The following is a 24195-nucleotide window of genomic DNA, read 5'->3' on the forward strand; positions in this document are numbered from 1 at the left end:
AAGACCTCGCTGCGCGGCTTCGTCGCGCACAAGGGGCGGATGGCGCTCAGCGCCGTCGCCGTGGTGCTCTCCGTGGCCTTCGTCTGCGGGACGCTGGTCTTCTCCGACACCATGACCGCGACCTTCGACAAGCTCTTCGCGGCCACCTCGCCCGACGTCACCGTCACCCCCAAGGGGGCGGCGGCCGACGACGAACAGCCCGCCAACGGCAGGCCGGAGACGCTGCCCGCCTCCGCCATCGCGCGGGCCGGCAAGGCCGAAGGGGCCAAGTCCGCCGAGGGCATGGTCGTCAGCATGGGCGTCACCGTCGTCAACTCCGACAACGAGAACATGGGTTCCACCACCGGAGCCCCCACCATCGCCGGCAACTGGACCTCGACCGACGCCCGCACCATGGACGTCACCCAGGGCCACCGGCCCCGCGGCCCCACCGAGGTGATGATCGACGCGGACACCGCGAAGAAGAAGCACCTCGAGCTCGGCGACGAACTGCGCACCATCGCCGCCACCGGCGACTTCACCGCGCGCATCAGCGGCGTCGCCACCTTCCGGGTCACCAACCCCGGTGCCGCCGTGCTCTACCTCGACACCGCCAGCGCACAGCGTGAACTCCTCGGCAAGCAGGGCGTGTTCACCGGCGTCGCGGTCACCGGCGACGGCACGGTCTCCGACGCCGCGCTGAAGAAGAACGTCACCGAGGAGTTCGGCGCCGGGGCCTACACCTTCCGTACGCAGAGCGAGTCGGCCGACGAGGGGCAGAAGGACGTCGCCGGCTTCATGGACGTCATCAAGTACGCGATGCTCGGCTTCGCCGGAATCGCCGTCCTGGTCGGCATCTTCCTCATCGTCAACACGTTCTCCATGCTGGTCGCCCAGCGCACCAGGGAGATCGGGCTGATGCGCGCCGTCGGATCGAGCCGCAGCCAGGTCAACCGCTCGGTGCTCACCGAGGCGCTGCTGCTCGGCGTCGTCGGCTCCGTGGTGGGAGCCGGAGCCGGAGTCGGACTCGCGATCGGGCTCATGGAACTCATGGGCATGCTCGGCATGAACCTGAGCACCGACGAACTCACCCTGAAGTGGACCACCCCGGCCGCCGGCATCCTGCTCGGCGTCGTGGTCACCCTGCTCGCCGCATGGCTGCCGGCCCGCCGAGCCGCGAAGGTCTCGCCGATGGCGGCCCTGCGCGACGCCGGTTCCGCCGGCATCTCCTCCGGCGGCCGGGCCGGCGCGGTACGCGCCACGCTCGGACTGGTGCTCAGCCTGGGCGGCGGAGTGCTGCTGTTCGTGGCGACGCAGGCGACCAAGGCCGGTACGGGCTCCGTGTGGCTGGCCGGCGGGATCGTCCTCACCCTGATCGGCTTCATCGTCGTCGGACCCGTTCTGGCCTCCGTGTTCGTCCGCGGCCTCGCCGCCGTCGTCCTGCGGCCCTTCGGCCGGGTCGGCCGGCTCGCCGAACGCAACGCGCTGCGCAACCCGCGGCGTACGGGCGCCACCGCGGCCGCGCTGATGATCGGGCTCGCGCTCGTCGCGTCCCTGTCGGTGGTCGGCTCCTCGATGGTGGCCTCCGCCTCGGACCAGCTGGACAAGTCCGTCGGCGCCGACTTCATCGTGCAGTCCGACGGCGGCCAGCCCATCACCCCGGACGCGCAGAAGAAGATGGAGAACACACCGGGGCTGGAGACCGTCACCTCGTACAAGATGGTCGACGCGAAGATCACCTCGCCGGACGGCAAGCGGGAGGACCAGGAACTCGCCGCCACCGACCCCTCGTACATGAACGACCTGCAGCGCGACGTGACCCAGGGCGAACTGGCCGGCGCGTACGGCAGGAACGCCATGTCGGTCGGCACCGACTACGCGAAGAAGCACGGCGTCAAGGCCGGCGACACGCTGACCGTCGCGTTCGACAAGGGCCGTACGGCGAAGCTGCGGGTCGCCGCGGTCACCTCGGACGACACGTCCATCGACAAGGGCGCGATGTACACGAGCATCACCACGGCCGAGCGCTACCTCCCGGCGGGCCGTGTACCGCTCAACATGATCATGTTCGGCACGGCGGAGGACGGCAAGGAAGCGGCCGCGTACTCGCAGCTCAAGGACGAGCTGAAGCCGTACCCGCAGTACCAGGTGCGGGACCAGGCCGACTTCAAGGAGACCCTGAAGGACCAGATCGGCCAGCTGCTCAACATCGTGTACGGGCTGCTGGCGCTGGCGATCATCGTGGCCATCCTGGGCGTCGTGAACACGCTCGCCCTGTCCGTCGTCGAACGGACCCGGGAGATCGGCCTCATGCGCGCCATCGGACTGTCGCGGCGGCAGCTGCGGCGGATGGTCCGGCTGGAATCCGTCGTCATCGCCCTGTTCGGCGCGCTGCTCGGACTCGGCCTCGGAATGGGCTGGGGCGCGACGGCCCAGCAGCTGCTGGCGCTGGAGGGCCTCGGCGTACTGGCGATCCCGTGGGGCACGATCATCGCCGTCTTCGCGGGCTCGGCACTGGTGGGCCTGATAGCGGCCCTCGTCCCCGCGTTCCGGGCCGGCCGAATGAACGTCCTCAACGCGATAGCCACGGAGTAGTCCGCACGCCCGGTGTGGGCCGGCGCCCGCCGAGGTGTGGCCCGCCCCGCCCCGGGGTGGGCACGCGCTCCGCGCGGAGGTGTGGGCAGCTGGTCCGCCCTGGGGGCGGAACGGGTGGGCACACCGGACCGCACCCGCGAGGGCAACGCACCCCGCACCCCAAGGCACGCGCCCCGGGTGCGGGGTCACCTCTTCTCCGGGCCCCCGCGCCCGGTGCGGGGTTCGCCCCGGTCCCGCCCTTACCCGTTTCTCCCGGGGCTCCGCCCCGGACCCCGTGCGCCCCTTCGCCCCGCACCCCACCCGGGATGCGGGGCGAAGGGCGGGCCCCTCCCGCCAGGGAGGCCGTCACCCGACAGGAGGGGAACGCCGCACTCCACGCCACGCCCCGCAGGCCCGTCGTACGCTGGAGGCCGCCCCCGGCCCGCCCCGCGTGCCGGGCCCGACGCGCTGTCCGCTCAGGGACCGCGCGCCCCACTCACAGCACACGAGACGGAATGCGTCACATGAGTCTCACCGGACTGCTCGATGCCGTCGCGCGGGATCCCGCGCTGGACGAGGCCGTCAAGGCCGCGGCCGGCGGAAACCGGCAGCACGTCGACCTGGTCGGCCCCGCCGCCGCCCGCCCCTTCGCCGTCGCCGCCCTCGCCCGTTCCGCCGACCGGCCCGTGCTGGCCGTCACGGCGACGGGCCGCGAGGCGGAGGACCTCGCGGCGGCGCTCCGTACGCTGCTGCCGCCGGACGGCATCGTGGAGTTCCCCTCGTGGGAGACGCTCCCGCACGAGCGGCTCTCGCCGCGGTCCGACACCGTCGGCCGCCGGCTCGCCGTGCTGCGCCGCCTCGCGCACCCCACGTCCGGCGACGGCGACCCGACGACCGGGCCGGTGCAGGTCGTCGTCGCGCCGGTGCGTTCCGTGCTCCAGCCGCAGGTGAAGGGCCTGGGAGATCTGGTGCCCGTCGCGCTGCACCAGGGCGAGACGCACGACCTGGAGGAGACGGTCGACGCGCTCGCGGCCGCCGCGTACAGCCGTGTCGAACTGGTCGAGAAGCGCGGTGAGTTCGCCGTCCGCGGCGGCATCCTCGACGTCTTCCCGCCCACCGAGGAGCACCCGCTGCGGGTGGAGTTCTGGGGCGACGACGTCGAGGAGATCCGCTACTTCAAGGTGGCCGACCAGCGCTCGCTGGAGGTCGCCGAGCACGGCCTGTGGGCGCCGCCGTGCCGTGAGCTGCTGCTGACCGAGGACGTACGGGAGCGGGCCGCCGCGCTCGCCGAGGCCCACCCCGAGCTGGACGAACTGCTCGGCAAGATCGCCGAGGGGATCGCCGTCGAGGGCATGGAGTCCCTCGCGCCGGTCCTGGTCGACGAGATGGAGCTGCTGCTCGACGTGCTGCCGGAGGGCAGCATGGCGATGGTCTGCGACCCGGAGCGGGTCCGTACGCGCGCCGCCGATCTGGTGGCGACCAGTCAGGAGTTCCTCCAGGCGTCCTGGGCGGCGACGGCCGGCGGCGGCGAGGCCCCCATCGACGTGGGCGCGGCCTCGCTCTGGGGCATCGCCGACGTCCGCGAACACGCCCGCGAACTGGGCATGATGTGGTGGTCGGTGAGCCAGTTCGCCTCTGGCGACATGGGCCGCAGCGCGGCTGGTGAGATCGAGGACGCCGAGGACGGAGACGACACCCTCACCCTCGGCATGCGCGCCTCCGAGACGTACCGCGGCGACGTCGCGCGCGCGATCGCCGACACCAAGGGGCGGCTCTCCGACGGCTGGCGCTGTGTGTACGTGACGGAGGGCCACGGTCCGGCCGCCCGTACGGTCGAGGTCCTCAGCGGCGAGGGCGTCGCGGCCCGGCTGGACTCGGACCTCGGGGAGATCAGCCCCTCCGTGGTGCACGTCGCCTGCGGCTCCATCGAGCACGGCTTCATCGACGAGTCGCTGCGGCTCGTCGTCCTCACGGAGACCGACCTGTCGGGCCAGAAGGCCGCGGGCAAGGACACCGCGCGGATGCCGGCCCGGCGCCGCAAGCAGATCGACCCGCTCACGCTGGAGGCGGGCGACTTCATCGTGCACGAACAGCACGGTGTGGGCCGGTACATCGAGATGGTGCAGCGCACCGTGCAGGGCGCCACCCGCGAGTATCTGCTCGTCGAGTACGCGCCGGCGAAGAAGGGCCAGCCCGGCGACCGGCTCTACATCCCCACCGACCAGCTGGAGCAGATCACCAAGTACGTGGGCGGCGAGGCCCCTTCGCTGCACCGGCTCGGCGGCGCCGACTGGACGAAGACGAAGGCGCGGGCCAAGAAGGCCGTCAAGGAGATCGCCGCCGACCTCATCAAGCTCTACAGCGCCCGCATGGCGGCCCCCGGGCACGCCTTCGGCGCGGACACGCCCTGGCAGCGCGAGCTGGAGGACGCCTTCCCGTACGCGGAGACGCCGGACCAGCTGACCACCATCGGCGAGGTCAAGGAGGACATGCAGAAGACGGTCCCGATGGACCGGCTGATCTGCGGCGACGTCGGCTACGGCAAGACGGAGATCGCGGTGCGGGCCGCGTTCAAGGCCGTCCAGGACGGCAAGCAGGTCGCCGTCCTGGTGCCGACGACGCTCCTCGTGCAGCAGCACTTCTCGACGTTCACCGAGCGCTACCACCAGTTCCCCGTCAACATCCGTGCCCTGTCCCGCTTCCAGACCGACACCGAGGTGAAGGCGGTGCTGGAGGGGCTGAAGGACGGCACGGTGGACGTGGTCATCGGCACCCACCGGCTGTTCTCGTCGGACACCAAGTTCAAGGAGCTGGGCCTGGTCGTCGTCGACGAGGAGCAGCGGTTCGGCGTCGAGCACAAGGAGCAGCTGAAGAAGCTGCGCGCCAACGTCGACGTGCTCACCATGTCGGCGACGCCCATCCCGCGCACCCTGGAGATGGCGGTCACCGGCATCCGCGAGATGTCGACGATCACCACCCCGCCGGAGGAGCGGCACCCCGTGCTGACCTTCGTCGGGCCGTACGAGGAGCGGCAGATCGGCGCCGCGATCCGGCGTGAACTGCTGCGCGAGGGCCAGGTCTTCTACATCCACAACCGGGTCGACTCCATCGACCGCGCGGCGGCCCGCCTCCGCCAGGCCGTCCCCGAGGCGCGCATCGCCACGGCGCACGGGCAGATGTCCGAACAGGCCCTGGAACAGGTGGTCGTGGACTTCTGGGAGAAGAAGTTCGACGTCCTCGTCTCGACCACCATCGTCGAGAACGGCATCGACATCTCCAACGCCAACACCCTCATCGTGGAGCGCGGCGACAACTTCGGGCTGTCCCAACTGCACCAGCTGCGCGGCCGGGTGGGCCGCGGCCGGGACCGCGGCTACGCGTACTTCCTCTACCCGCCGGAGAAGCCGCTCACCGAGACCGCGCACGAGCGGCTGGCGACGATCGCCCAGCACACCGAGATGGGCGCCGGCATGTACGTCGCCATGAAGGACCTGGAGATCCGCGGCGCGGGCAACCTGCTCGGCGGTGAACAGTCCGGGCACATCGCGGGCGTCGGCTTCGACCTGTACGTACGGATGGTCGGCGAGGCCGTCGCGGACTACCGCAAGTCCCTCGAAGAGGGCGGCGCGGAGGAGGAAGAGGCCCCGCTGGAGGTCAAGATCGAGCTGCCGGTCGACGCGCATGTCCCGCACGACTACGCGCCCGGCGAGCGGCTCCGTCTCCAGGCGTACCGCGCCATCGCCTCGGCGAACTCCGAGGAGGACATCAAGTCCGTCCGCGAGGAACTCACCGACCGCTACGGCCCGTTGCCCGAGCCCGTGGAGAACCTGCTGCTCGTCGCGGGCCTCCGCATGCTGGCCCGGTCCTGCGGCGTCACGGACATCACCCTGCAGGGCAACAACGTACGGTTCTCGCCCGTGGAGCTCCGCGAGTCCCAGGAGCTCCGCCTGAACCGCGTCTACCCCCGCTCGGTGATCAAGTCCGCGGCGAGCCAGATCCTGGTCCCCCGCCCCAAGGCGGGCGGCATCGGCGCCAAGCCCCTCACGGGCCGCGAACTCCTCTCCTGGGTGGGCGAGTTCCTCACCACGATCGTGGGAACGTGACGGCGACGGCGCCCCACCGGGGCGACAGGGACCGCGGTCGCGCTCGTGGCCGGTGAGGGCCACCGCGAGGCGGCCCCGTACCCCGGCGGGCCCGTGCGGGCGCGGTGATCCGCTGCAGGCCCATGGACGTATGGTGCCAGTCGCCTACGTCCATGGGGCCGTACCGCGGGGCGCCGGTCAGGCGCGGGCCGGGGACTTCACGTTGGGCCATTCCTTGACGCAGAGGTAGCCGTTCTTGTCGGTGTCCGCCTCGCGGAACGTCTTCTCGACGTCCCGGGGCGAGCCGCCGCGCTCCAGCCAGGCGTCCCTGAACTCCCGCAGGGAGACGTACTCGTCGCCGTTCCGGTCGACGGACTCCAGGGTCCAGCCCTGCTGGCTCGCCGAGACGGGCGGCGGCATGGGCACCGCCACGGCGGCCGGGGCGGCGGCGAGGGCGCAGCCGGCGGCGGCCGCGGCGAGGAGGGTGGCGGTGAGTCGGCGCATGGACGGTTCCTTTCCGGAGCCGGCGGGGTGCCGGCGGGTGTACGGACGGGCCCGAGCCTGCCGCCGTACGCCGCGTACGGCCCGGCGCACCCGCGCCGCTTCACCCGCCCGGCGGCCGTACTGCGTTCTCCCGGGGGACGCCCCCGCACCCCCGCCGCCCTCGCTCCACGGACCCGGCGAGGACAGCCCCGCGGAGCCCGCGCGCGGCTGACGTGGGGTCAGGGAGCGCCACCTCTCGCCGGGTTGCTCGTTGGCCCGGAACGGGACTTTTCCGTGTGCATCCGCGTCGAACCCCGTCGAATCAGTGGTCACGGGCACATCCCTTGCCTAACATCAGCAACCGCCAGGTCATGCAACGTCGCACGACCCTCGCCGCAGCCGGGAGGCCCCATGCGCTTCATGCACAGCCGCCGTCGCAGGTCCGCGCTCACCGTGTGTTCCGCCGCCGCGCTCACCGTCGCGGCTCCGCTGCTCACCGCGTGCGGAAGCGACGCCCACCCGGGCGCGGCGGCCGTCGTGCAGCAGGACCGCATCACGACAGCGGCCCTCCAGTCGCAGGTCACCGCCGTGCGCGACGCGCAGCAGGCGGCCCCGCAGGGCGAGCAGATGGTCAAGGGCAGCGGACAGCTGACCCGCGCCACGCTGGACGGGATGATCCGCGACCGGATCGTCCGGCAGGCGGAGAAGGAGGCCGGCGTCTCCGTGTCCCGCGGCGAGGTGCAGAAGTTGCGCGCCACGCTGGAGCAACAGGCGGGCGGCGCCCGGCAGATGGAGGCCACGCTGCTGCAGCAGCAGGCCATCGCGCCGGGGGAGATCGACGACCGGATCCGGATGCAGATCGGCGTCGACAAGATCGCGAAGAAGCGGGGCATCGACCCCCAGTCGCCCACGGGCAACGCCCGGCTGAACGCGATGTTCGCGAAGACCTCCGACACGATGCGCATCGACGTGAACCCTCGCTACGGCAAGTGGGACACGAAGAAGGCCACGCTCGGCACGGAGAAGGAACCGTGGCTGCGCGACCTCACCGGCGCGAAGGCCGACCGCGAACAGGCCATGTGACGCCGCCCCGCGCGGGAGTTCACACCGGAGCCCGTGCCGTACGGGCGGCCCCGCCGGGTGGGTTACGTTCGACTGCGTGAACGACATCAGCCCCGCTCCCGGCCGTCTCGTCCTGCTCACCACCACCCACAGGGTGGCGCCCGGTCTGCTGTCCTGGCCCGCCTGGCAGGCGCTGCGCGGCGCGCACCGCGTCCTGTGCGCCGACCCGGGACACCCGCAGCTGCCGTACGTACGGGAGGCCGGCGTCGAGGTGACTGCCGGCGAGCTGCCCCCGGCCCGTGAGCTGGTCGACGCCTGCGTGGCCGGGCACGACGTCGTGGTCCTCGCCGGCGCCGAGGGCGAACCCCGGCTCACCGACGGCCTCGCCCGCATCGCCGGTTCCGGCCGTGAGCCCGCGATGCCGGACCTGGAGCTGCTGCCCGGTTCGTACGACCTGCCCGGCGCGCGCCTCCTCGACCTCGTCCAGGTCATGGACCGGATCCGCACGCAGTGCCCGTGGAGCGGCGCCCGTACCCACGAGGACCTGGTGAAGTACGGCGTCGAGGAGATGTACGAACTCGTCGAGGCCATCGAGGAGGACGACAGGGGCGCGCTCTGCGAGGAACTCGGCGACGTCCTGCTGCAGGTCGTCTTCCACGCCCGGATCGCCCAGGACGACCCGGCCGAGCCGTTCGCCATCGACGACGTCGCCGGGACGATCGTGGAGAAGCTGATCCACCGGCATCCGCACGTCTTCGGCGAGGAGGCGGCCGAGACGCCCGAGGAGGTCCGGGAGCACTGGCTGCGCACCAAGGCCGCGGAGAAGGGCCGCGACTCCGTGACGGACGGCATCCCGCTGGGCCAGCCGGCGCTGGCGCTGGCGGCGAAGCTGGCGGGCCGGGCCCGTACGGCGGGGCTGGAGGCGCCGCGGCCGCACGGCCCCGGCGTCGGCTACGAGCTCCTCGCGCTGGCCGCCCGCGCCGAGGCGGAGGGCACCGACCCGGAGACGGCGCTGCGCGCCGCGGCCCGCGCCTACCGCGACACCCTCAGGGCGGCCGAGGGCCTCGCATGATTCGTGCCCTCCGCATGATTCCTGTGGCGGGGGTACGCGTCCGGTATGTACACGTACGCAATGAACGTCGAGCTTGCCTCGTCGCACGCTCGTGATCTGCTGATCGGCCTCGCGCCGTTCGTGGTCGGCCTGATCGTCGTCGCGGGCCTGATCCTGGCGGTTGTGTACGGCATGCGCCTGCGCGACCGCGGCGACATGCGCACCTCGGAACGCGGCGAGCTCGGCCCGACCGAGCCCGTCGGTGACCAGGTGGAGCGCCGCGAGACGGAGGACGTGCCGCGGGACGGCGTCCGCCGGTTCCCCTCCGAGCTGGGCGGCGTCGACTCCCGGCACGCGGACAGCGACGAGCCGCCGCGCTGGAACGAGGGCTCCAGCGGCGGCTTCGGCAGCGGCGGCCCCGGCCACACCTGACCCGTCCCCGGCAAGCCCCTCGCACTCAAGACCACCTCACGCCCCCGGCGCGCGGGCGGCTTCCGGTGTGAACGGGGTTGCGGCGCAGACCCGTTGACCCTGTGTACGGGGCGCCGTGAGACTGCACGTCATGGCGATCAAGGCGATATGGGCGCGGGTGCGGGGGAGTGCCGCGGCGGACGGGCGCGCGGACGGGGCGGTACGTGACGCGGCGCCCGGGAACTCACAGGGTTCCGTCGTGACGGTCGACTTCGGCGGCGGACCCCCGGCTGCCGAAGCGCCCGCGCGAGCGGCCGGCGCACCGGACCGGGCCCAGGAGCCCTCAGGGTCCGACGGCCGGGCGGGCGCCGCCCGTTCGCTGGGTGCCGCCGTGGCCCGGCTGACCCGGCCCGACGGGCACGGGAACGGGGCGCTCGTCGCGTACGGGGCGCTCGGCGCGCTCGATCTGCTGGCCACGGCGCGCAGCAGTACGGCACGCGGCCCCGTACGGGCGGCCAAGCCGCTGCTGATGCCGGCGCTCGCCACGCACGCGCTGCGCCGCCGCGCCCCGCGCCCCCTCGTCGCGGGGCTCGCCTGCGCCGCGGTGGGCGACACGGCGCTGCTCTTCGACAAGCGGGAGCCCGCCTTCCTCACGGGCATGGCCGCGTTCCTCGGTACCCAGCTGAGCTATACGGCGGGCATGGCGGGCGAGTTGGGCGCCGTACGGGGCCTGCGCGCCCGCCCGAAGGTGGCCCTCGGCTGCCTCGCGGCGTGGGGCGTGGCCAACGCGGTGCTGGCCCCCGGCCTGGAACGCCGGATGCGGCTGCCGGTCGCCGGCTACAGCCTGGCCCTCACCGCGATGGGGGCCGCGGCCCTCGGCGTCGGCGGCAGGGTGGGCGCGGGCGCCGCCGCGTTCCTCGGCTCCGACGCGCTGATCGGCCTCCAGGCCGCGGGCCACCGCTTCCGCGGCCAGGAACCCCTGATCATGGGCGGCTACCTGACAGGCCAATACCTGATCACCACAGGCTGGCTGACCCACCGAGAACCCCGGTAAAAGGGGCGCGGGGAACTGCGCAAACCACAGCGGAACCGCAGCCGCACAGCGCGAACAGGGGCGCGGGGAACGGCGCAACAAGGGGCGCGGGGAACTGCGCAAACGCCCATGGGCGGGGCCCGATACCGTCAGGGGGTGCACGACCAGACCTCCACGCCCGTCCCACCCATGCCCCCCTTGTTCGGCTGGGAGTTCGCAGCCGACCCGTACCCGACGTACGCCTGGCTGCGGGAACACGCGCCCGTCCACAAGGCCACCCTCCCGAGCGGCGTCGACGCCTGGCTCGTGACCCGGTACGCCGACGCGCGCGAGGCCCTCGCGGACACCCGGCTCAGCAAGAACCCGCACCACCACAGCGAGCAGGGCGCGCACGGCAAGGGCAAGGTCGGCATCCCGGGGGAGCGCAGCGCGAACCTGATGACCCATCTGCTGAACATCGATCCGCCCGACCACACGCGGCTGCGCCGGCTCGTCTCCAAGGCGTTCACCCCGCGCCGCGTGAACGCCTTCGCGCCGCGCGTGCAGGAACTGACGGACCAGCTGATCGACGCGATCGTCGCCCGCCAGCAGGATCCGGAGCGCGGCGAGGCCGACCTCATCCACGAGTTCGCGTTCCCGCTGCCGATCTACGCGATCTGCGACCTGCTCGGTGTCCCCGCCGAGGACCAGGCGGACTTCCGCGACTGGGCGGCCATGATGCTGCGGCACGGCAACGCCCCGCGGGGCGGCGTCGGCCGGGCCGTGAAGAAGATGCGGCGCTATCTGGCGGAGCTGATCCACCGGAAGCGTACGGACCTGGGGCTCGGCGACGACCTGATCTCCGCGCTGATCCGGGCGAGCGACCACGGCGAGCACCTCACCGAGAACGAGGCCGCCGCCATGGCGTTCATCCTGCTCTTCGCAGGATTCGAGACCACGGTCAACCTCATCGGCAACGGCACCCTCACGCTGCTCGACCACCCCGCCGAACGCGCCCGGCTCCAACAGGCCCTCGCGGACGGCGACTCGGGGCTGCTGGAGACCGCCGTGGAGGAACTCCTGCGCTACGACGGGCCGGTGGAGCTCGCCACGTGGCGGTTCGCCACCGAAGCGCTGGAGATCGGCGGGGAGGCGATCGCGGAGGGCGAGCCCGTACTCGTCGTCCTCGCGGCCGCCGACCGCGACCCGGAGAAGTTCGACCAGCCCGACGTGCTGGACCTCGGACGGCGCGACAACCAGCACGTGGGCTACGGGCACGGCATCCACTACTGCCTCGGCGCGCCCCTCGCCCGGCTGGAGGGCCAGACCGCGCTCGCGACGCTGCTGCGCCGGCTCCCCGACCTGCGGCTGGCCGTGGATCCGGACGAACTGCGCTGGCGCGGCGGCCTCATCATGCGCGGGCTGCGCACACTGCCCGTGGAGTACGGCCCGGTTGCGGAGAATCCGGGCGAGAACGGTCCGAAGGGCACACCCGGGAGCGGACCCGAGAGCGGGCACTCGGCGGTCAGTTGACGGTGCGTCACGGATGTGACCGTCACGTGATCTGCACGACATTGTCTTGTGACGACCATCGTTCGAGGCTACGTTCGAGCGCCAACTTGTGTGCCCCTAGGAGAGGTCGCCCCATGCGTTCCGGGAACGGTCGACATCGTCGCCCTCGTCAGGCTCCCGCCCTTTTCGTCACCGCCGGTGTGACGGGAGCGGGCCTCGCTCTGCCCCTGCTGGGGGCGACCGGGGCACACGCCGCGGACGGGGCGACGTGGGACAAGGTCGCCAAGTGCGAGAGCGGCGGCCTGTGGAGCGCCAACGAGAACAACGGCTACTACGGCGGTCTTCAGCTCCCGCTGGACACCTGGGAGGAGTTCGGCGGTACGGACTTCGCCGAGCGCCCCGACCTCGCCAGTCGCAGCCAGCAGATATCCGTCGGGGAGAAGATCCTCGACAAGAGCGGGATCCAGGCGTTCCCCAACTGCGCGGTGGGCGCGGGTCTCACCGAGGACTCGACGCAGGCCCCCGACGTGGACCCGGGCGGCATCCTCGGCGGGCCGTCCGACGCGCCCTCGGACGAGGCGTCCCCGGCGCCGACGGACGAGCCGTCGCACCAGCCGTCGGACGAGCCCTCCGACGCCCCGTCAGATGACGCGACGCCGGAGTCCCCGGACCCGTCGCCCTCCACGGGCGACACGGCCCCCGACCCGGACGACAGCCCCGCCCCGAGCGACACGACGTCTCCGAGTGACAGTCCCGGCCCGGGCGACAGCCCCACGGCGGAGCAGCCGGACAAGAGCGGCCAGCCGGACGAGCCCACCGGAGAGCCCTCCGGCGACAGCAGCACCGACCCCGGCGCGGACTCCGGCACGGGCTCCGGCGCGGACAGCGGCACCGGCACAGGCACCGGCAAGCACCGCGGGCAGCCCGACGAGCACGAGCACGACGGGCACCCCTCGCGCGGCGGCCACGCCCGCGACGGCGACGAGGGCGACGGCAAGGACGCGGACGGGACGTACCGCGTACGGCCCGGCGAGTCCCTCTCCGGGATCGCCGCGGAGCACGGCGTACGGGACGGCTGGACCGGTCTGTACGAGCAGAACCGCGATGTCGTCGGTTCCGACCCGGACCTGATCCGGCCCGGGCAGTCCCTCCGGCTGTGACATGACTCTCGGCCGCCCTGTCCGGTTCGGGACTTTTGCCCGGGCCGGGCGGGGTGGCTCACCTGCACGGAAGGACACGTGACCCTGTCAAGGTGTCCGGTTTGTCTTGGGTCGTACGCCCCTTGAGGCTTTTGGGAGTCATCCCTACGGTCGACCGAGTTCGCCCTCAGTCGAGTGCGGACCGTACCCCGACCCCAGCCTTGCGAGGATGATCCATGTCCGGCCACCTCTCCACCCGCCAGAGCACCGGTAACCGTCGTATCGCCAAGCTGGCGGGCGGCACGGTGCTGGCCCTGGCGGTTCCGTTCGCGACCGCGGGCGCCGCACACGCGGCGACGGTCGGCGCGGACCAGGAGGCCGCCTCCTCCGCCTCGTCGATACGTACGCAGGCAGACACCGTCCAGGAGCGCGCGAAGGACGCCAAGATCGACGCCGCCCAGGCGAAGAGCCGGGCCAGGGCCGCGGACGCCGCGCAGGACAAGGCCGTACAGGCACGGCAGGCAGCGCAGGCCGAGAAGCGCGCCGCCGAGCAGAAGGCCGCGCAGGAGAAGGCGGCGAAGAAGGCCGCCGAGGCCCGCAAGAGCTCCGCCGCCGACCGCGGCGAGGCCCGTTCCCAGGTCTCCGCGGGCAGCGCGAACGCGGCCAAGTGGGAGCAGATAGCCCAGTGCGAGTCCAGCGGCGACTGGAGCGCCAACACCGGCAACGGCTACTACGGCGGGCTGCAGTTCGACACCTCCAGCTGGAAGGCCGCCGGCGGCGACAAGTACGCGCCGCGTGCCGACATGGCCTCCAAGAACGAGCAGATGGCCGTCGCCGACAAGCTCGCCTCGATGCAGGGCATGGGCGCCTGGGGCTGCGCCTGACCGGTGCGCGGCAGCGCCGGGAACACCGGGGGAACGCCTCCGGAACGCCCGCGGAACGGCACCGGAAAACGGCGCCGGGCACGAGAGCGGTGACGACGCGGTGCCGGACCGTACGGCGGCGCACGGCGAGGGCGCGGCTGTGCCTGACGCCGGGAACCGGACTGCGGGCGGTTAGGCTCTGGTGCAGAACGCCAGACTCTTCCAGAAGGAGATCCTCGTGCCGTCCATCGACGTCGTCGTAGCCCGCGAGATCCTCGACTCGCGAGGCAACCCCACGGTCGAGGTCGAGGTCGGCCTCGACGACGGCAGCACCGGACGTGCTGCCGTTCCGTCCGGCGCCTCGACCGGCGCCTTCGAGGCCCTCGAACTCCGTGACGGCGACACCGCCCGCTACGGCGGCAAGGGTGTCGAGAAGGCCGTACTCGCCGTCATCGAGCAGATCGGCCCGGAGCTCGTCGGCTATGACGCCACCGAGCAGCGCCTGATCGACCAGGCGATGTTCGACCTGGACGCCACCGCCGACAAGTCCTCGCTCGGCGCGAACGCCATCCTCGGCGTCTCGCTCGCCGTGGCGCACGCCGCCTCGGAGGCCAGCGACCTCCCCCTGTTCCGCTACCTCGGCGGCCCGAACGCGCACATGCTGCCGGTCCCGATGATGAACATCCTGAACGGCGGGTCCCACGCGGACTCGAACGTGGACATCCAGGAGTTCATGATCGCCCCGATCGGCGCCGAGTCCTTCTCGGAGGCCGTGCGCTGGGGCGCCGAGACGTACCACGCCCTGAAGAGCGTGCTCAAGGAGCGCGGTCTGGCCACCGGCCTCGGCGACGAGGGCGGCTTCGCGCCGAACCTGGGCTCCAACCGCGAGGCCCTCGACCTGATCATCGAGGCGATCCAGAAGGCCGGTTACACCCCCGGCCAGGACATCGCCCTCGCCCTCGACGTCGCCGCCTCCGAGTTCTACAAGGACGGCAAGTACCTCTTCGAGGGCAAGGACCGCTCGGCCGCCGAGATGACCGAGTACTACGAGCAGCTGGTCAACGACTACCCGCTCGTCTCCATCGAGGACCCGCTGTTCGAGGACGACTGGGCCGGCTGGACCGTCATCACCGAGAAGATCGGCGAGAAGGTGCAGCTGGTCGGCGACGACCTGTTCGTCACCAACCCCGAGCGGCTCTCCCGCGGCATCGAGGAGGGCGCGGGCAACTCCCTCCTGGTCAAGGTCAACCAGATCGGTTCGCTGACCGAGACCCTGGACGCCGTCGAGCTCGCCCAGCGCAACGGCTTCAAGTGCATGATGTCCCACCGCTCCGGCGAGACCGAGGACGTCACCATCGCCGACCTGGCCGTCGCCACCAACTGCGGCCAGATCAAGACCGGTGCCCCGGCCCGCTCCGAGCGCGTCGCCAAGTACAACCAGCTGCTGCGCATCGAGGAGATCCTCGACGACGCGGCGGTGTACGCCGGCCGGACCGCGTTCCCGCGCTACAAGGGCTGATCACGCACCCGCCGGTGCGGCACCTGGGCTGACACAGCCTCAAGTGCGTACGTCCCCGCCACCGTTCGCCTACGGTGACGGGGACGTACGTACAGGCAGTGCAGACAGCACAAGGGGAGGAACGTGCCCGCGGATCGGTTCTCCACCGCGACCCGGCTCAAGGCGCTCGGCAGCCAGGCGGCCGAGCGCGTCTACCGCGCGCAGACCCGCAGGGTGCGCACGCCGGTCCGGACCCGGCTCACCGGCAGAGCGGCGCTGCTGGCTCTGGTGGTGTGCGCCCTCGTCGTGGCGCTCGCCTACCCGATGCGCCAGTACGTGTCCCAGCGCTCCGAGATCGCCGACCAGCAGCAGCAGGCCGAGCGCGCACGCGAGCGGGTCAAGGAGCTGCGCGAGGAGCGCGCACGCTGGCAGGATCCGGCGTACGTCGAGCAGCAGGCGCGCCGCCATCTGCACTACGTGCGCCCCGGCGAGACCGGCTACACCGTCGTCGACGGCACCGCGGGTGCCAGGACACCCACCGACCAGCAGCCGGCCGACCGGCCCTGGTACCAGAACCTCTGGGACGGCGTGGACACGGCGGACAAGAGCCGCTGACGCGCCGTCACCCCACAGTCCGCAAGCACAGCCGCACACACCGGCTTTCCCAGACACCGCAGACACGCAGCTACCGAAGGCACCGATGGACACGCCCCCGCCGCTCACCGAGCCCACCCCGCCCACAGAGGCGGATGTCGCCGCCTTCAAGGAGCAGTTGGGCCGTCCGCCCCGCGGGCTGCGCTGCATCGCGCACCGCTGCCCCTGCGGGCTGCCCGACGTCGTCGAGACGGCGCCGCGGCTGGAGGACGGCACGCCGTTCCCGACGACCTACTATCTGACCTGCCCGCGCGCCGCGTCCTCGATCGGCACGCTGGAGGCGGACGGCGTGATGAAGGAGATGACCGAGCGGCTCGCGCAGGACCCCGAGCTGGCCGCCGCGTACCGCGCCGCGCACGAGGACTACATCGCCCGCCGCGACGCCATCGAGGAGCTCGTCGGCTTCCCCAGCGCCGGCGGCATGCCGGACCGCGTGAAGTGCCTGCACGTGCTCGTCGCGCACTCGCTGGTCGCCGGGCCCGGCGTGAACCCGCTGGGCGACGAGGCGATCGCGATGCTGCCCGAGTGGTGGCGGAAGGGGCCGTGCGCCACGGTCCCGGGCAACGGGACAGCCGACACCGAGGAGAACGAGTGAGCACGCGCGTCGCCGCCATCGACTGCGGCACCAACTCCATCCGCCTGCTGATCGCCGATCTGGATCCGGCCACGGGCGAACTCAAGGAACTGGACCGCCGGATGGAGATCGTCCGGCTCGGCCAGGACGTGGACCGTACGGGCCGGCTCGCGCCCGAGGCGCTGGAGCGCACCTTCGCCGCCTGCCGGCAGTACGCCGGGGCGATAAAGGAGCACGGGGTGCCGGCGGAACGCCTCCGCTTCGTCGCCACCTCCGCCTCCCGGGACGCGGAGAACCGCGACGAGTTCGTACGCGGCGTGCTGGACCTCCTCGGCGTCGAACCCGAGGTGATCACCGGTGAGCAGGAGGCCGAGTTCTCCTTCACCGGCGCCACCAAGGAACTCACCGGGCGCACCGACCTGGAGAAGCCGTACCTGGTCGTGGACATCGGCGGCGGCTCCACGGAGTTCGTCGTCGGCGACGACGCCGTCCGCGCCTCCCGCAGCGTGGACGTCGGCTGCGTCCGGATGACCGAGCGCCATCTGACCCGGGACGGCGAGGTCACCGGGACCCCGTCCGCCGAGCAGATCCGGGCGGTACGGGACGACGTCGCCGCCGCGCTGGACGACGTGGCGAAGACGGTGCCGCTCACCGAGGCCCGCACCCTGGTCGGGCTGGCCGGCACGGTGACGACCCTCGCCGCCATCCACCTCGGCCTGGACGCGTACGACTCCGCCGCGATCCACCACTCCCGCGTCGGCATCGCGCAGGTGAGGGAGATCACGGAGCGGCTGCTGGCCGCGACCCACGACGAGCGCGCGGCGATCCCGGTGATGCACCCGGGCCGCGTCGACGTCATCAACGCCGGTGCCCTGGTGCTCCTTTCGCTCATGGAGCGGACCGGCGCCGACGAGGTCGTCGTCAGCGAACACGACATCCTCGACGGCATCGCCTGGCACGTGGCAGGAGAGGCCTGACGGGGTCGGAAAGCGCCCGCTCGAGAACTCAGTTGAGCGGGCGCTGACTCTCTTGGTAGACATACTCGACGCGCTGCGGGGACCGGCGCGCGGGTCGTGCGAGAACCTTCGTGAATTTCTTCACATGGGAAAGCGCCTTGTCCGGCGCACATCACACCCGTAAGCCCGGGATAAGGGTCCGTCAGGCGGTCCAAGCTCAGGGCAATGATCGTCCGGCTCGTGGCGCGACGCGGCGGAAGCGGCGACTGGTATACCCCGTGACGCACGCTGTCCGTGCAGCTCACAGCGGCTTTCAACGGCTTGTGAGGCCCACTGGTTCCCTCGCGGCAGTGTGGGCTCCGTCACGGGGGTGGCGCAGTGTAGCAGAGGGGCCGCCAGTGCTTGTGAAGGCCCTCACGAAGTAACCCCCGGAAGGGGGTGGATACTCGAATTCATGAGCACCACGGAGCGTCCCCGAATCCTCGTCGTAGGTGGCGGGTATGTCGGCTTGTACGCAGCACGGCGCATCCTCAAGAAGATGCGGTACGGCGAGGCGACCGTCACCGTCGTCGACCCGCGCTCGTACATGACGTACCAGCCCTTCCTTCCCGAAACCGCCGCAGGCAGCATCTCTCCGCGCCACGTCGTGGTGCCGCTGCGCCGCGTGCTCCCCAAGGCCGAGGTCCTGACCGGTCGTGTCACGACCATCGACCAGGACCGCAAGGTCGCGGCGATCACGCCGCTCGTGGGAGAGGCGTACGAGCTGCCCTTCGACTACCTCGTTGTCGCGATGGGCGCGGTCTCCCGCACCTTCCCGATCCCCGGCCTGGCCGAGAACGGCATCGGCATGAAGGGCGTCGAGGAGGCCATCGGCCTGCGCAATCACGTACTGGAGCAGCTGGACAAGGCCGACTCGACCACCGACGAGGAGATCCGGCGCCGCGCGCTGACCTTCGTGTTCGTCGGCGGTGGCTTCGCGGGAGCGGAGACCATCGGCGAGATCGAGGACATGGCCCGGGACGCCGCGAAGTACTACCCGAACATCAAGCGCGAGGACATGCGCTTCGTGCTCGTGGACGCGGCGCCGTTCATCCTTCCCGAGGTCGGGCCGAAGCTCGGCGAGTACGGCCTCGAGCACCTGAAGAAGCGCGGTGTGGAGGTCTACCTCAGCACCTCGATGGACTCCTGCGTCGACGGCCACGTCGTGCTGAAGAACGGCCTCGAGGTCGACTCCAACACCATCGTGTGGACCGCCGGTGTGAAGCCGAACCCGGCGCTGTCCCGCTTCGGTATCCCGCTCGGGCCGAAGGGCCACGTCGACGTCGACGCGACCATGCAGGTCAAGGGCATGGACTACGTCTGGGCCGCGGGCGACAACGCCCAGGTGCCGGACCTGGCCTCCGACAAGGAGGTGGCCTTCTGCCCGCCGAACGCGCAGCACGCGCTGCGGCAGGCGAAGGTGCTCGGCGACAACGTGGTGTCCGGTCTGCGCGGCTTCCCGCAGTCCGACTACAAGCACCACAACAAGGGCGCCGTCGCGGGCCTCGGCCTGCACAAGGGCGTCGCGATGATCGTCGTCGGCAAGACCAAGATCAAGCTCAAGGGCCGGCTCGCGTGGTACTTCCACCGCGCCTACCACGGCATGGCGGTGCCGACCTGGAACCGCAAGATCCGCGTCTTCGCCGACTGGACGCTCGGCATGTTCCTCAAGCGTGAGGTCGTCTCGCTCGGCGCCATGGAGCGCCCGCGCGAGGAGTTCTACGAGGCTGCCGCTCCGGTGACGGCCGCCGCCTCCGCGAAGAAGGACGGCGCCGAGGGCGCGACCGCCGCCGCGGCCGCCGACAAGAAGGCCGCCGACAAGAAGGCTGCTGACAAGAAGGACCAGAAGGCGAACGCCGGCTGACACCCGGTCAGCTGAACGCGTACGCCGAAGGGGCGTGAGCCATCCGTGGGGCTCACGCCCCTTCGGCATGCCGCGACCGGGTCTTCTGCGCAGCGAAGTTGACCATGGCTTTGCCTGGCAACGGGCATGCGCCCGATGGGGGTTGGTGTTTACGTAAGGACGACAACACCACATTTTCCTCATGGAGGTGCGCGCCATGGTCGACGCCGCGTCGCGGCTCACCGCTCTCGCCACAAGGGTGCTGGGGGGTCCGCCGCCCGTCCGCATCCGCGCCTGGGACGGCAGTGAATCCGGTCCACCGGGCGCGCCCGTCCTCGTCATCCGAGACCGCCGGGCGCTGCGCCGACTGCTGTGGCGGCCGGGCGAGCTGGGCCTGGCCCGCGCCTGGGTGGCGGGCGAGATCGACGTCGACGGCGACCTCTACCGGGCGCTGGATCTGCTCGCCGAGCTCATCTGGGAGAAGGGCGACGACCGGGAGGATGCCAGGGGACTCCTGGCGATGCTCCGCGACCCCGACGTACGGGCCGCCGGGCGTGAACTGATCGGCATGGCGCGGCCGTTGCCGCCGCCCCCGCCGCCTCCCGAGGAGGCCCGCAAGCGCGGCGGCCTCCGGCACACGCTGCGCCGCGACCGCGAGGCCATCAGCCACCACTACGACGTCGGCAACGACTTCTACTCGCTCGTCCTCGGCCCGAGCATGGTCTACTCGTGCGGCTACTGGCCGGACGGCGGCAGCCTGGAGGACGCGCAGCACGACAAGCTCGACCTGATCTGCCGCAAGCTGGCGCTGAAGGAGGGGCAGCGGCTGCTGGACGTCGGCTGCGGCTGGGGCGGCATGGTGCTGCACGCGGCCCGCGAGTACGGCGTGAGCGCCGTGGGCGTGACGCTCTCCCAGGAGCAGGCCGCGTACGCGCGCAAGAGGATCGCCGAGGAGGGGCTGACGGAGCGGGTGGAGATCCGCGTCCAGGACTACCGGCAGATCCCCGACGGCCCGTACGACGCCATCTCGTCGATCGGCATGGCCGAGCACGTCGGCGCGGCGCGCTACCGCGAGTACGCGGACGACCTGTACGGGCTGCTGAAGCCCGGCGGCCGGCTGCTGAACCATCAGATCGCGCGGCGGCCGCTGGCGGACGAATCCTCGTACACGGTGGACGAGTTCATCGACCGGTACGTGTTCCCCGACGGGGAGCTCGCGCCGGTCGGGCGGACCGTGACGCTGCTGGAGGACGCCGGATTCGAGGTCCGGGACCTGGAGTCGATCCGGGAGCACTACGCGCTGACGCTGCGCGCCTGGGTCGCGAACCTGGAGGCGGACTTCGGCCGCGCCGCGCAGCTGACCTCGCCGGGGCGGGCGCGGGTGTGGCGGCTCTACATGGCCGCGTCGGCGCTCGCCTTCGAGCGCAACCGCATCGGCGTCAACCAGATCCTCGCCGTCCGTACACCGGAGTCCGGCACCTCGAACCTCCCGCGCCGCACCCGAGAGTGGCTCACGGCGTAGGGGCCCCGAGGGGCCCGGCTTCTCCGGGGCGGCCCCATGAGGCGCCATCCTTCCGCCGCAGGGGCCCTGTGAGGGCCGCCCTTCCGCCGCAGCGGCGTGCCCGTGAGGGGCCGGGTTCTCATCCTTCCCGCCGCAGCGGGAGGGGAGTTGAGCGGGCCGGGCCGGCGGTCTGAGCGCGCGCCGCGCTGACACCGCCGGCCGGCCCCGCCGGACGACTCGCCGCCGCGGCGGGAAAGCACTCGGGCCCGGCACCCCCGCGAAGGGGTGCCGGGCCCGTGGCCGGAAAAGGGGCGGGGCTACTCGGACTTGATGGCGGCGAGCATGTTGAGCTTCGCGGCCCGCCGTGCGGGCCAGAGCGCCGCGAGGACGCCCACGACCGCCGCGAGGGCGATGAACAGGCCCATCCGGCCCCAGGGAAGCACCATCTCGTACGTCGGCATCGCCGAACCGATCAGCTCACCCGCCGACCAGCCGAAGAAGACGCCGAGCCCGATCCCCAGCACCCCGCCGAAGAGCGAGATCACCAGTGATTCCAGCCGCACCATCCGCTTGATACGGGCGCGGTCGAGGCCGATCGCGCGGAGCATCCCGATCTCCTGGGAGCGCTCGAAGACCGACATGGCCAGGGTGTTGACCACACCCAGCACGGCGACGATCACGGCCATCGCGAGCAGCCCGTACAGCATGTTCAGCAGCAGCGTGAAGATCTGCGCGATGCTGTTGGAGATGTCCTGCTTGTCCTGGACCTGGACGGCCGGGTTGTTGCCGAGGGTCTTCTCCAGCGCGCTCTGCGCCGACTCGCTCGGGCCGCCCTTCGTCTTGACCATCACCTGCATGTCCGTCGGCTGCGCGATGTGCGGCGTCAGCGTGCCGGTGTCGAGCATGATCCCCTTGATCATCTCGTTGCCGGTGTAGATGCCGGTGAGGGTCAGCTTGCCCTTCTTGCCGTCCTGGTAGGTGACGGGGACCGTCGAACCGGCCTTCCAGCCGTGCGACTTCGCGGTCTTGTCGTCCACCACGGCCTTGTCGCCGCTGAGGCCCTCCCAGCCGCCGTGGGTGAAGTCCAGGCTGGTGAGTTCGCCGATGTCCTTGCCGTTCACACCGGTCAGGTACTCGGTCGAACCGCCCACCTGCGCGGGCGAGTTGCGCAGCGGGCTGACCGCCTCGACCTTGTCGTCCTCGGCCAGCTTCTTCTCGACCTCGGGCGACAGCGGCGACATGTTGGCCATGCTCACCGTGTAGTCGGCCTTCAGCGCCTCCGTGGCCATCTTGTCGATGCCCTGCTGCACACTGCCCGCGATCACCGTCATACCGGTGATCAGCGTCAGCCCGATCATCAGCGCCGAGGCCGTGGCGGCGGTGCGCCGCGGGTTCCGTACGGCGTTCTGGCGGGCGAGCTTGCCGGACACCCCGAAGAGGCGGAGTACCGGCGAGGCGGCGGCGATCAGCGGCCGGGACAGCAGCGGCGTCAGCACGAACACGCCGATCACCAGCAGCCCGGCGCCCAGTGCCATGGGGGCCTTGCCGTCGTCCACGGAGTCCAGCCCCGAGGCGTACAGCACGAACGCCACACCCGCGGCCGAGAGCAGCGCGCCGATGGTGTTCCGTACGACGAGCGAGCGCGTGGTGGCCGGCGCGTGCACGCTGCCCATGGCCGCCACCGGCGGGACCTTCGCGGCGCGGCGGGCCGGCAGCCAGGCCGCCAGCACCGTGATCACGACGCCGGTGACGAGGGACGCGACGATCGTGGACGGGTCCACCACGAGCGGGCCGTCCGGGAGTTCGGTACCGAACGCGCGCAGCAGGGCGCGCATCCCGGCACCGATGCCGATGCCGGCCGCGAGACCGGCGACGGAGGCGACCGCGCCCACGGCGAGCGCCTCGAACCGTACGGAGCGGGTCACCTGGCGGCGGCTGGCGCCGACCGCGCGGAGCAGCGCGAGCTCCTTGGTGCGCTGGGCGACCAGCATGGTGAACGTGTTGGCGATGATGAAGATGCCGACGAACAGCGCGATGCCGGCGAACACAAGCAGCGCGGTCTGCATGCCGCTCATGCCCTGCTCGATCGCCTTCGACTCCTCGTCGGCGAGCTTCTGCCCGGTGACGGCCTCCGTCTTCGCCGGAAGGACCTTCTCCGCCTGGGACTTGAGCTCCGCCTGCGCGGTGCCGTCCGCGGCCTGCAGCGTGATCTGGTCGTACGTGCCGGGCTGCGCGTACAGCTTCTGCGCGGTGGCCGTGTCGAAGAGGACGAGGGTGCCGCCCGCGGAGACATGGCCGTCGTCGGTGGTGAAGACGCCGGTGATCTTCTCCTTGCTGACCGGGCCGTTGACCGAGAGGCGGGCGGTGTCGCCCGCCTTGTAGCCGGTGCGCTGTGCGGTCTTGGAGTCGATGGCGATCTCGCCGGTGCGCTCCGGGGCGTGCCCGCTCTTCATCGGGTACCGCGCGTCGGTGCCGGTCTTCTTGCCGTCCGCGGGCGCGTAGTTGGCGCCGGAGGAGGAGAAGCCGTCGCCGACGAGCTTGCCGTGCTTGTCGGCGAGCGCGGCGAAGCCCTTCACGGTGCCGGTCGCGGACTTCGCGCCGGGCAGATCGCTGAGCTTGCCGAGGGTCTGCTGGGTCAGCACGGGCCCCTTGCCCTGCTGACCGGGGCCGCCCTGGCCGCCGCCGGGGCCGGCCTGCTGTCCGCCGGAGCCGGTGGTGCGGACGGCGAGGTCGGTGCCGTCGTAGCCCTTGGCGGAGGCGTTCTGCTGGGCGTTGGAGATGGTCGAGGTGAAGACCAGGGTGCCGGAGACGAAGGCGACGCCGAGCATGACGGCGAGCACGGTCATCAGCAGCCGGGCCTTGTGCGCGAAGACGTTGCGCAAGGCTGTACGGAGCATGGTCGTTGAGTCCCTGTGGGGTGGGCGCGGCGCGGTGGGCGCGGCGGTACGGGCTGGTGGGGGCG

At 71.8% G+C, this 24195-nt stretch carries 17 protein-coding genes; 15 read left to right on the forward strand and 2 right to left on the reverse strand.

The window, feature by feature from the left end; translation table 11 throughout:
• The first annotated feature begins 39 nt into the window (after positions 1-39).
• Positions 40-2574, forward strand: a complete 2535-nt coding sequence (locus AC3AGO_RS20595; RefSeq protein ID WP_487824732.1) for an ABC transporter permease — start codon at positions 40-42, stop codon at positions 2572-2574.
• Between the two features lie 503 nt (positions 2575-3077).
• The gene (gene mfd / locus AC3AGO_RS20600; RefSeq protein WP_487821697.1) at positions 3078-6656 is read left to right on the forward strand and encodes a transcription-repair coupling factor; all 3579 of its coding nucleotides are present in this window, start codon (positions 3078-3080) and stop codon (positions 6654-6656) included.
• A gap of 177 nt (positions 6657-6833) precedes the next feature.
• Here mfd and AC3AGO_RS20605 read toward each other — a convergent pair whose 3' ends face one another.
• On the reverse strand, positions 6834-7139 hold the full coding sequence (locus tag AC3AGO_RS20605; RefSeq protein ID WP_487821698.1) for an EF-hand domain-containing protein: 306 nt from the start codon (positions 7137-7139) through the stop codon (positions 6834-6836).
• Positions 7140-7529: 390 nt separating this feature from the next.
• On the opposite strand from AC3AGO_RS20605, the gene AC3AGO_RS20610 reads away from it, so the two are divergent.
• The 13 genes from AC3AGO_RS20610 (at position 7530) to AC3AGO_RS20670 (ending at position 21254) form a co-directional block, all read left to right on the forward strand.
• Complete coding sequence (locus tag AC3AGO_RS20610) at positions 7530-8201, forward strand: SurA N-terminal domain-containing protein (RefSeq protein WP_487821699.1); 672 nt, start codon at positions 7530-7532, stop codon at positions 8199-8201.
• A gap of 76 nt (positions 8202-8277) precedes the next feature.
• Entirely contained in the window at positions 8278-9252 is a 975-nt protein-coding gene (locus AC3AGO_RS20615; protein WP_487821700.1) for a nucleoside triphosphate pyrophosphohydrolase, read from the forward strand.
• Positions 9253-9312: 60 nt separating this feature from the next.
• Positions 9313-9663, forward strand: a complete 351-nt coding sequence (locus AC3AGO_RS20620; protein ID WP_487821701.1) for a DUF6479 family protein — start codon at positions 9313-9315, stop codon at positions 9661-9663.
• Positions 9664-9793: 130 nt separating this feature from the next.
• On the forward strand, positions 9794-10696 hold the full coding sequence (locus AC3AGO_RS20625; RefSeq protein WP_487821702.1) for a lysoplasmalogenase: 903 nt from the start codon (positions 9794-9796) through the stop codon (positions 10694-10696).
• Positions 10697-10804: 108 nt separating this feature from the next.
• Entirely contained in the window at positions 10805-12187 is a 1383-nt protein-coding gene (locus AC3AGO_RS20630; RefSeq protein ID WP_487821703.1) for a cytochrome P450 family protein, read from the forward strand.
• 179 nt (positions 12188-12366) lie between these two features.
• A complete protein-coding gene (locus AC3AGO_RS20635; protein WP_487821704.1) occupies positions 12367-13326 on the forward strand; it encodes a transglycosylase family protein in 960 nt (319 codons plus the stop codon).
• 215 nt (positions 13327-13541) lie between these two features.
• Entirely contained in the window at positions 13542-14189 is a 648-nt protein-coding gene (locus AC3AGO_RS20640) for a transglycosylase family protein (protein ID WP_487821705.1), read from the forward strand.
• A 217-nt stretch (positions 14190-14406) separates the two neighbouring features.
• Entirely contained in the window at positions 14407-15687 is a 1281-nt protein-coding gene (eno, locus tag AC3AGO_RS20645) for a phosphopyruvate hydratase (RefSeq protein ID WP_487824733.1), read from the forward strand.
• 123 nt (positions 15688-15810) lie between these two features.
• A complete protein-coding gene (locus AC3AGO_RS20650; protein ID WP_487821706.1) occupies positions 15811-16281 on the forward strand; it encodes an FtsB family cell division protein in 471 nt (156 codons plus the stop codon).
• Positions 16282-16366: 85 nt separating this feature from the next.
• Positions 16367-16915 carry a DUF501 domain-containing protein gene (locus AC3AGO_RS20655; RefSeq protein ID WP_487821707.1) on the forward strand — a complete coding sequence of 183 codons (549 nt, stop codon included), beginning with the start codon at positions 16367-16369 and terminating at the stop codon, positions 16913-16915.
• Positions 16912-17871, forward strand: coding sequence for a Ppx/GppA phosphatase family protein (locus AC3AGO_RS20660; RefSeq protein ID WP_487821708.1), 960 nt, complete (start codon positions 16912-16914; stop codon positions 17869-17871). Before AC3AGO_RS20655 ends, AC3AGO_RS20660 begins: the two co-directional genes overlap by 4 nt.
• A gap of 433 nt (positions 17872-18304) precedes the next feature.
• On the forward strand, positions 18305-19753 hold the full coding sequence (locus AC3AGO_RS20665; protein ID WP_487821709.1) for an NAD(P)/FAD-dependent oxidoreductase: 1449 nt from the start codon (positions 18305-18307) through the stop codon (positions 19751-19753).
• 196 nt (positions 19754-19949) lie between these two features.
• On the forward strand, positions 19950-21254 hold the full coding sequence (locus AC3AGO_RS20670; protein WP_487824734.1) for a class I SAM-dependent methyltransferase: 1305 nt from the start codon (positions 19950-19952) through the stop codon (positions 21252-21254).
• A 296-nt stretch (positions 21255-21550) separates the two neighbouring features.
• On the opposite strand, the gene AC3AGO_RS20675 is transcribed toward AC3AGO_RS20670, so the two are convergent.
• Positions 21551-24130, reverse strand: a complete 2580-nt coding sequence (locus AC3AGO_RS20675; RefSeq protein ID WP_487821710.1) for an ABC transporter permease — start codon at positions 24128-24130, stop codon at positions 21551-21553.
• Positions 24131-24195 lie beyond the last annotated feature (65 nt).

It is taken from the genome of Streptomyces sp. BL1 (assembly GCF_057628045.1).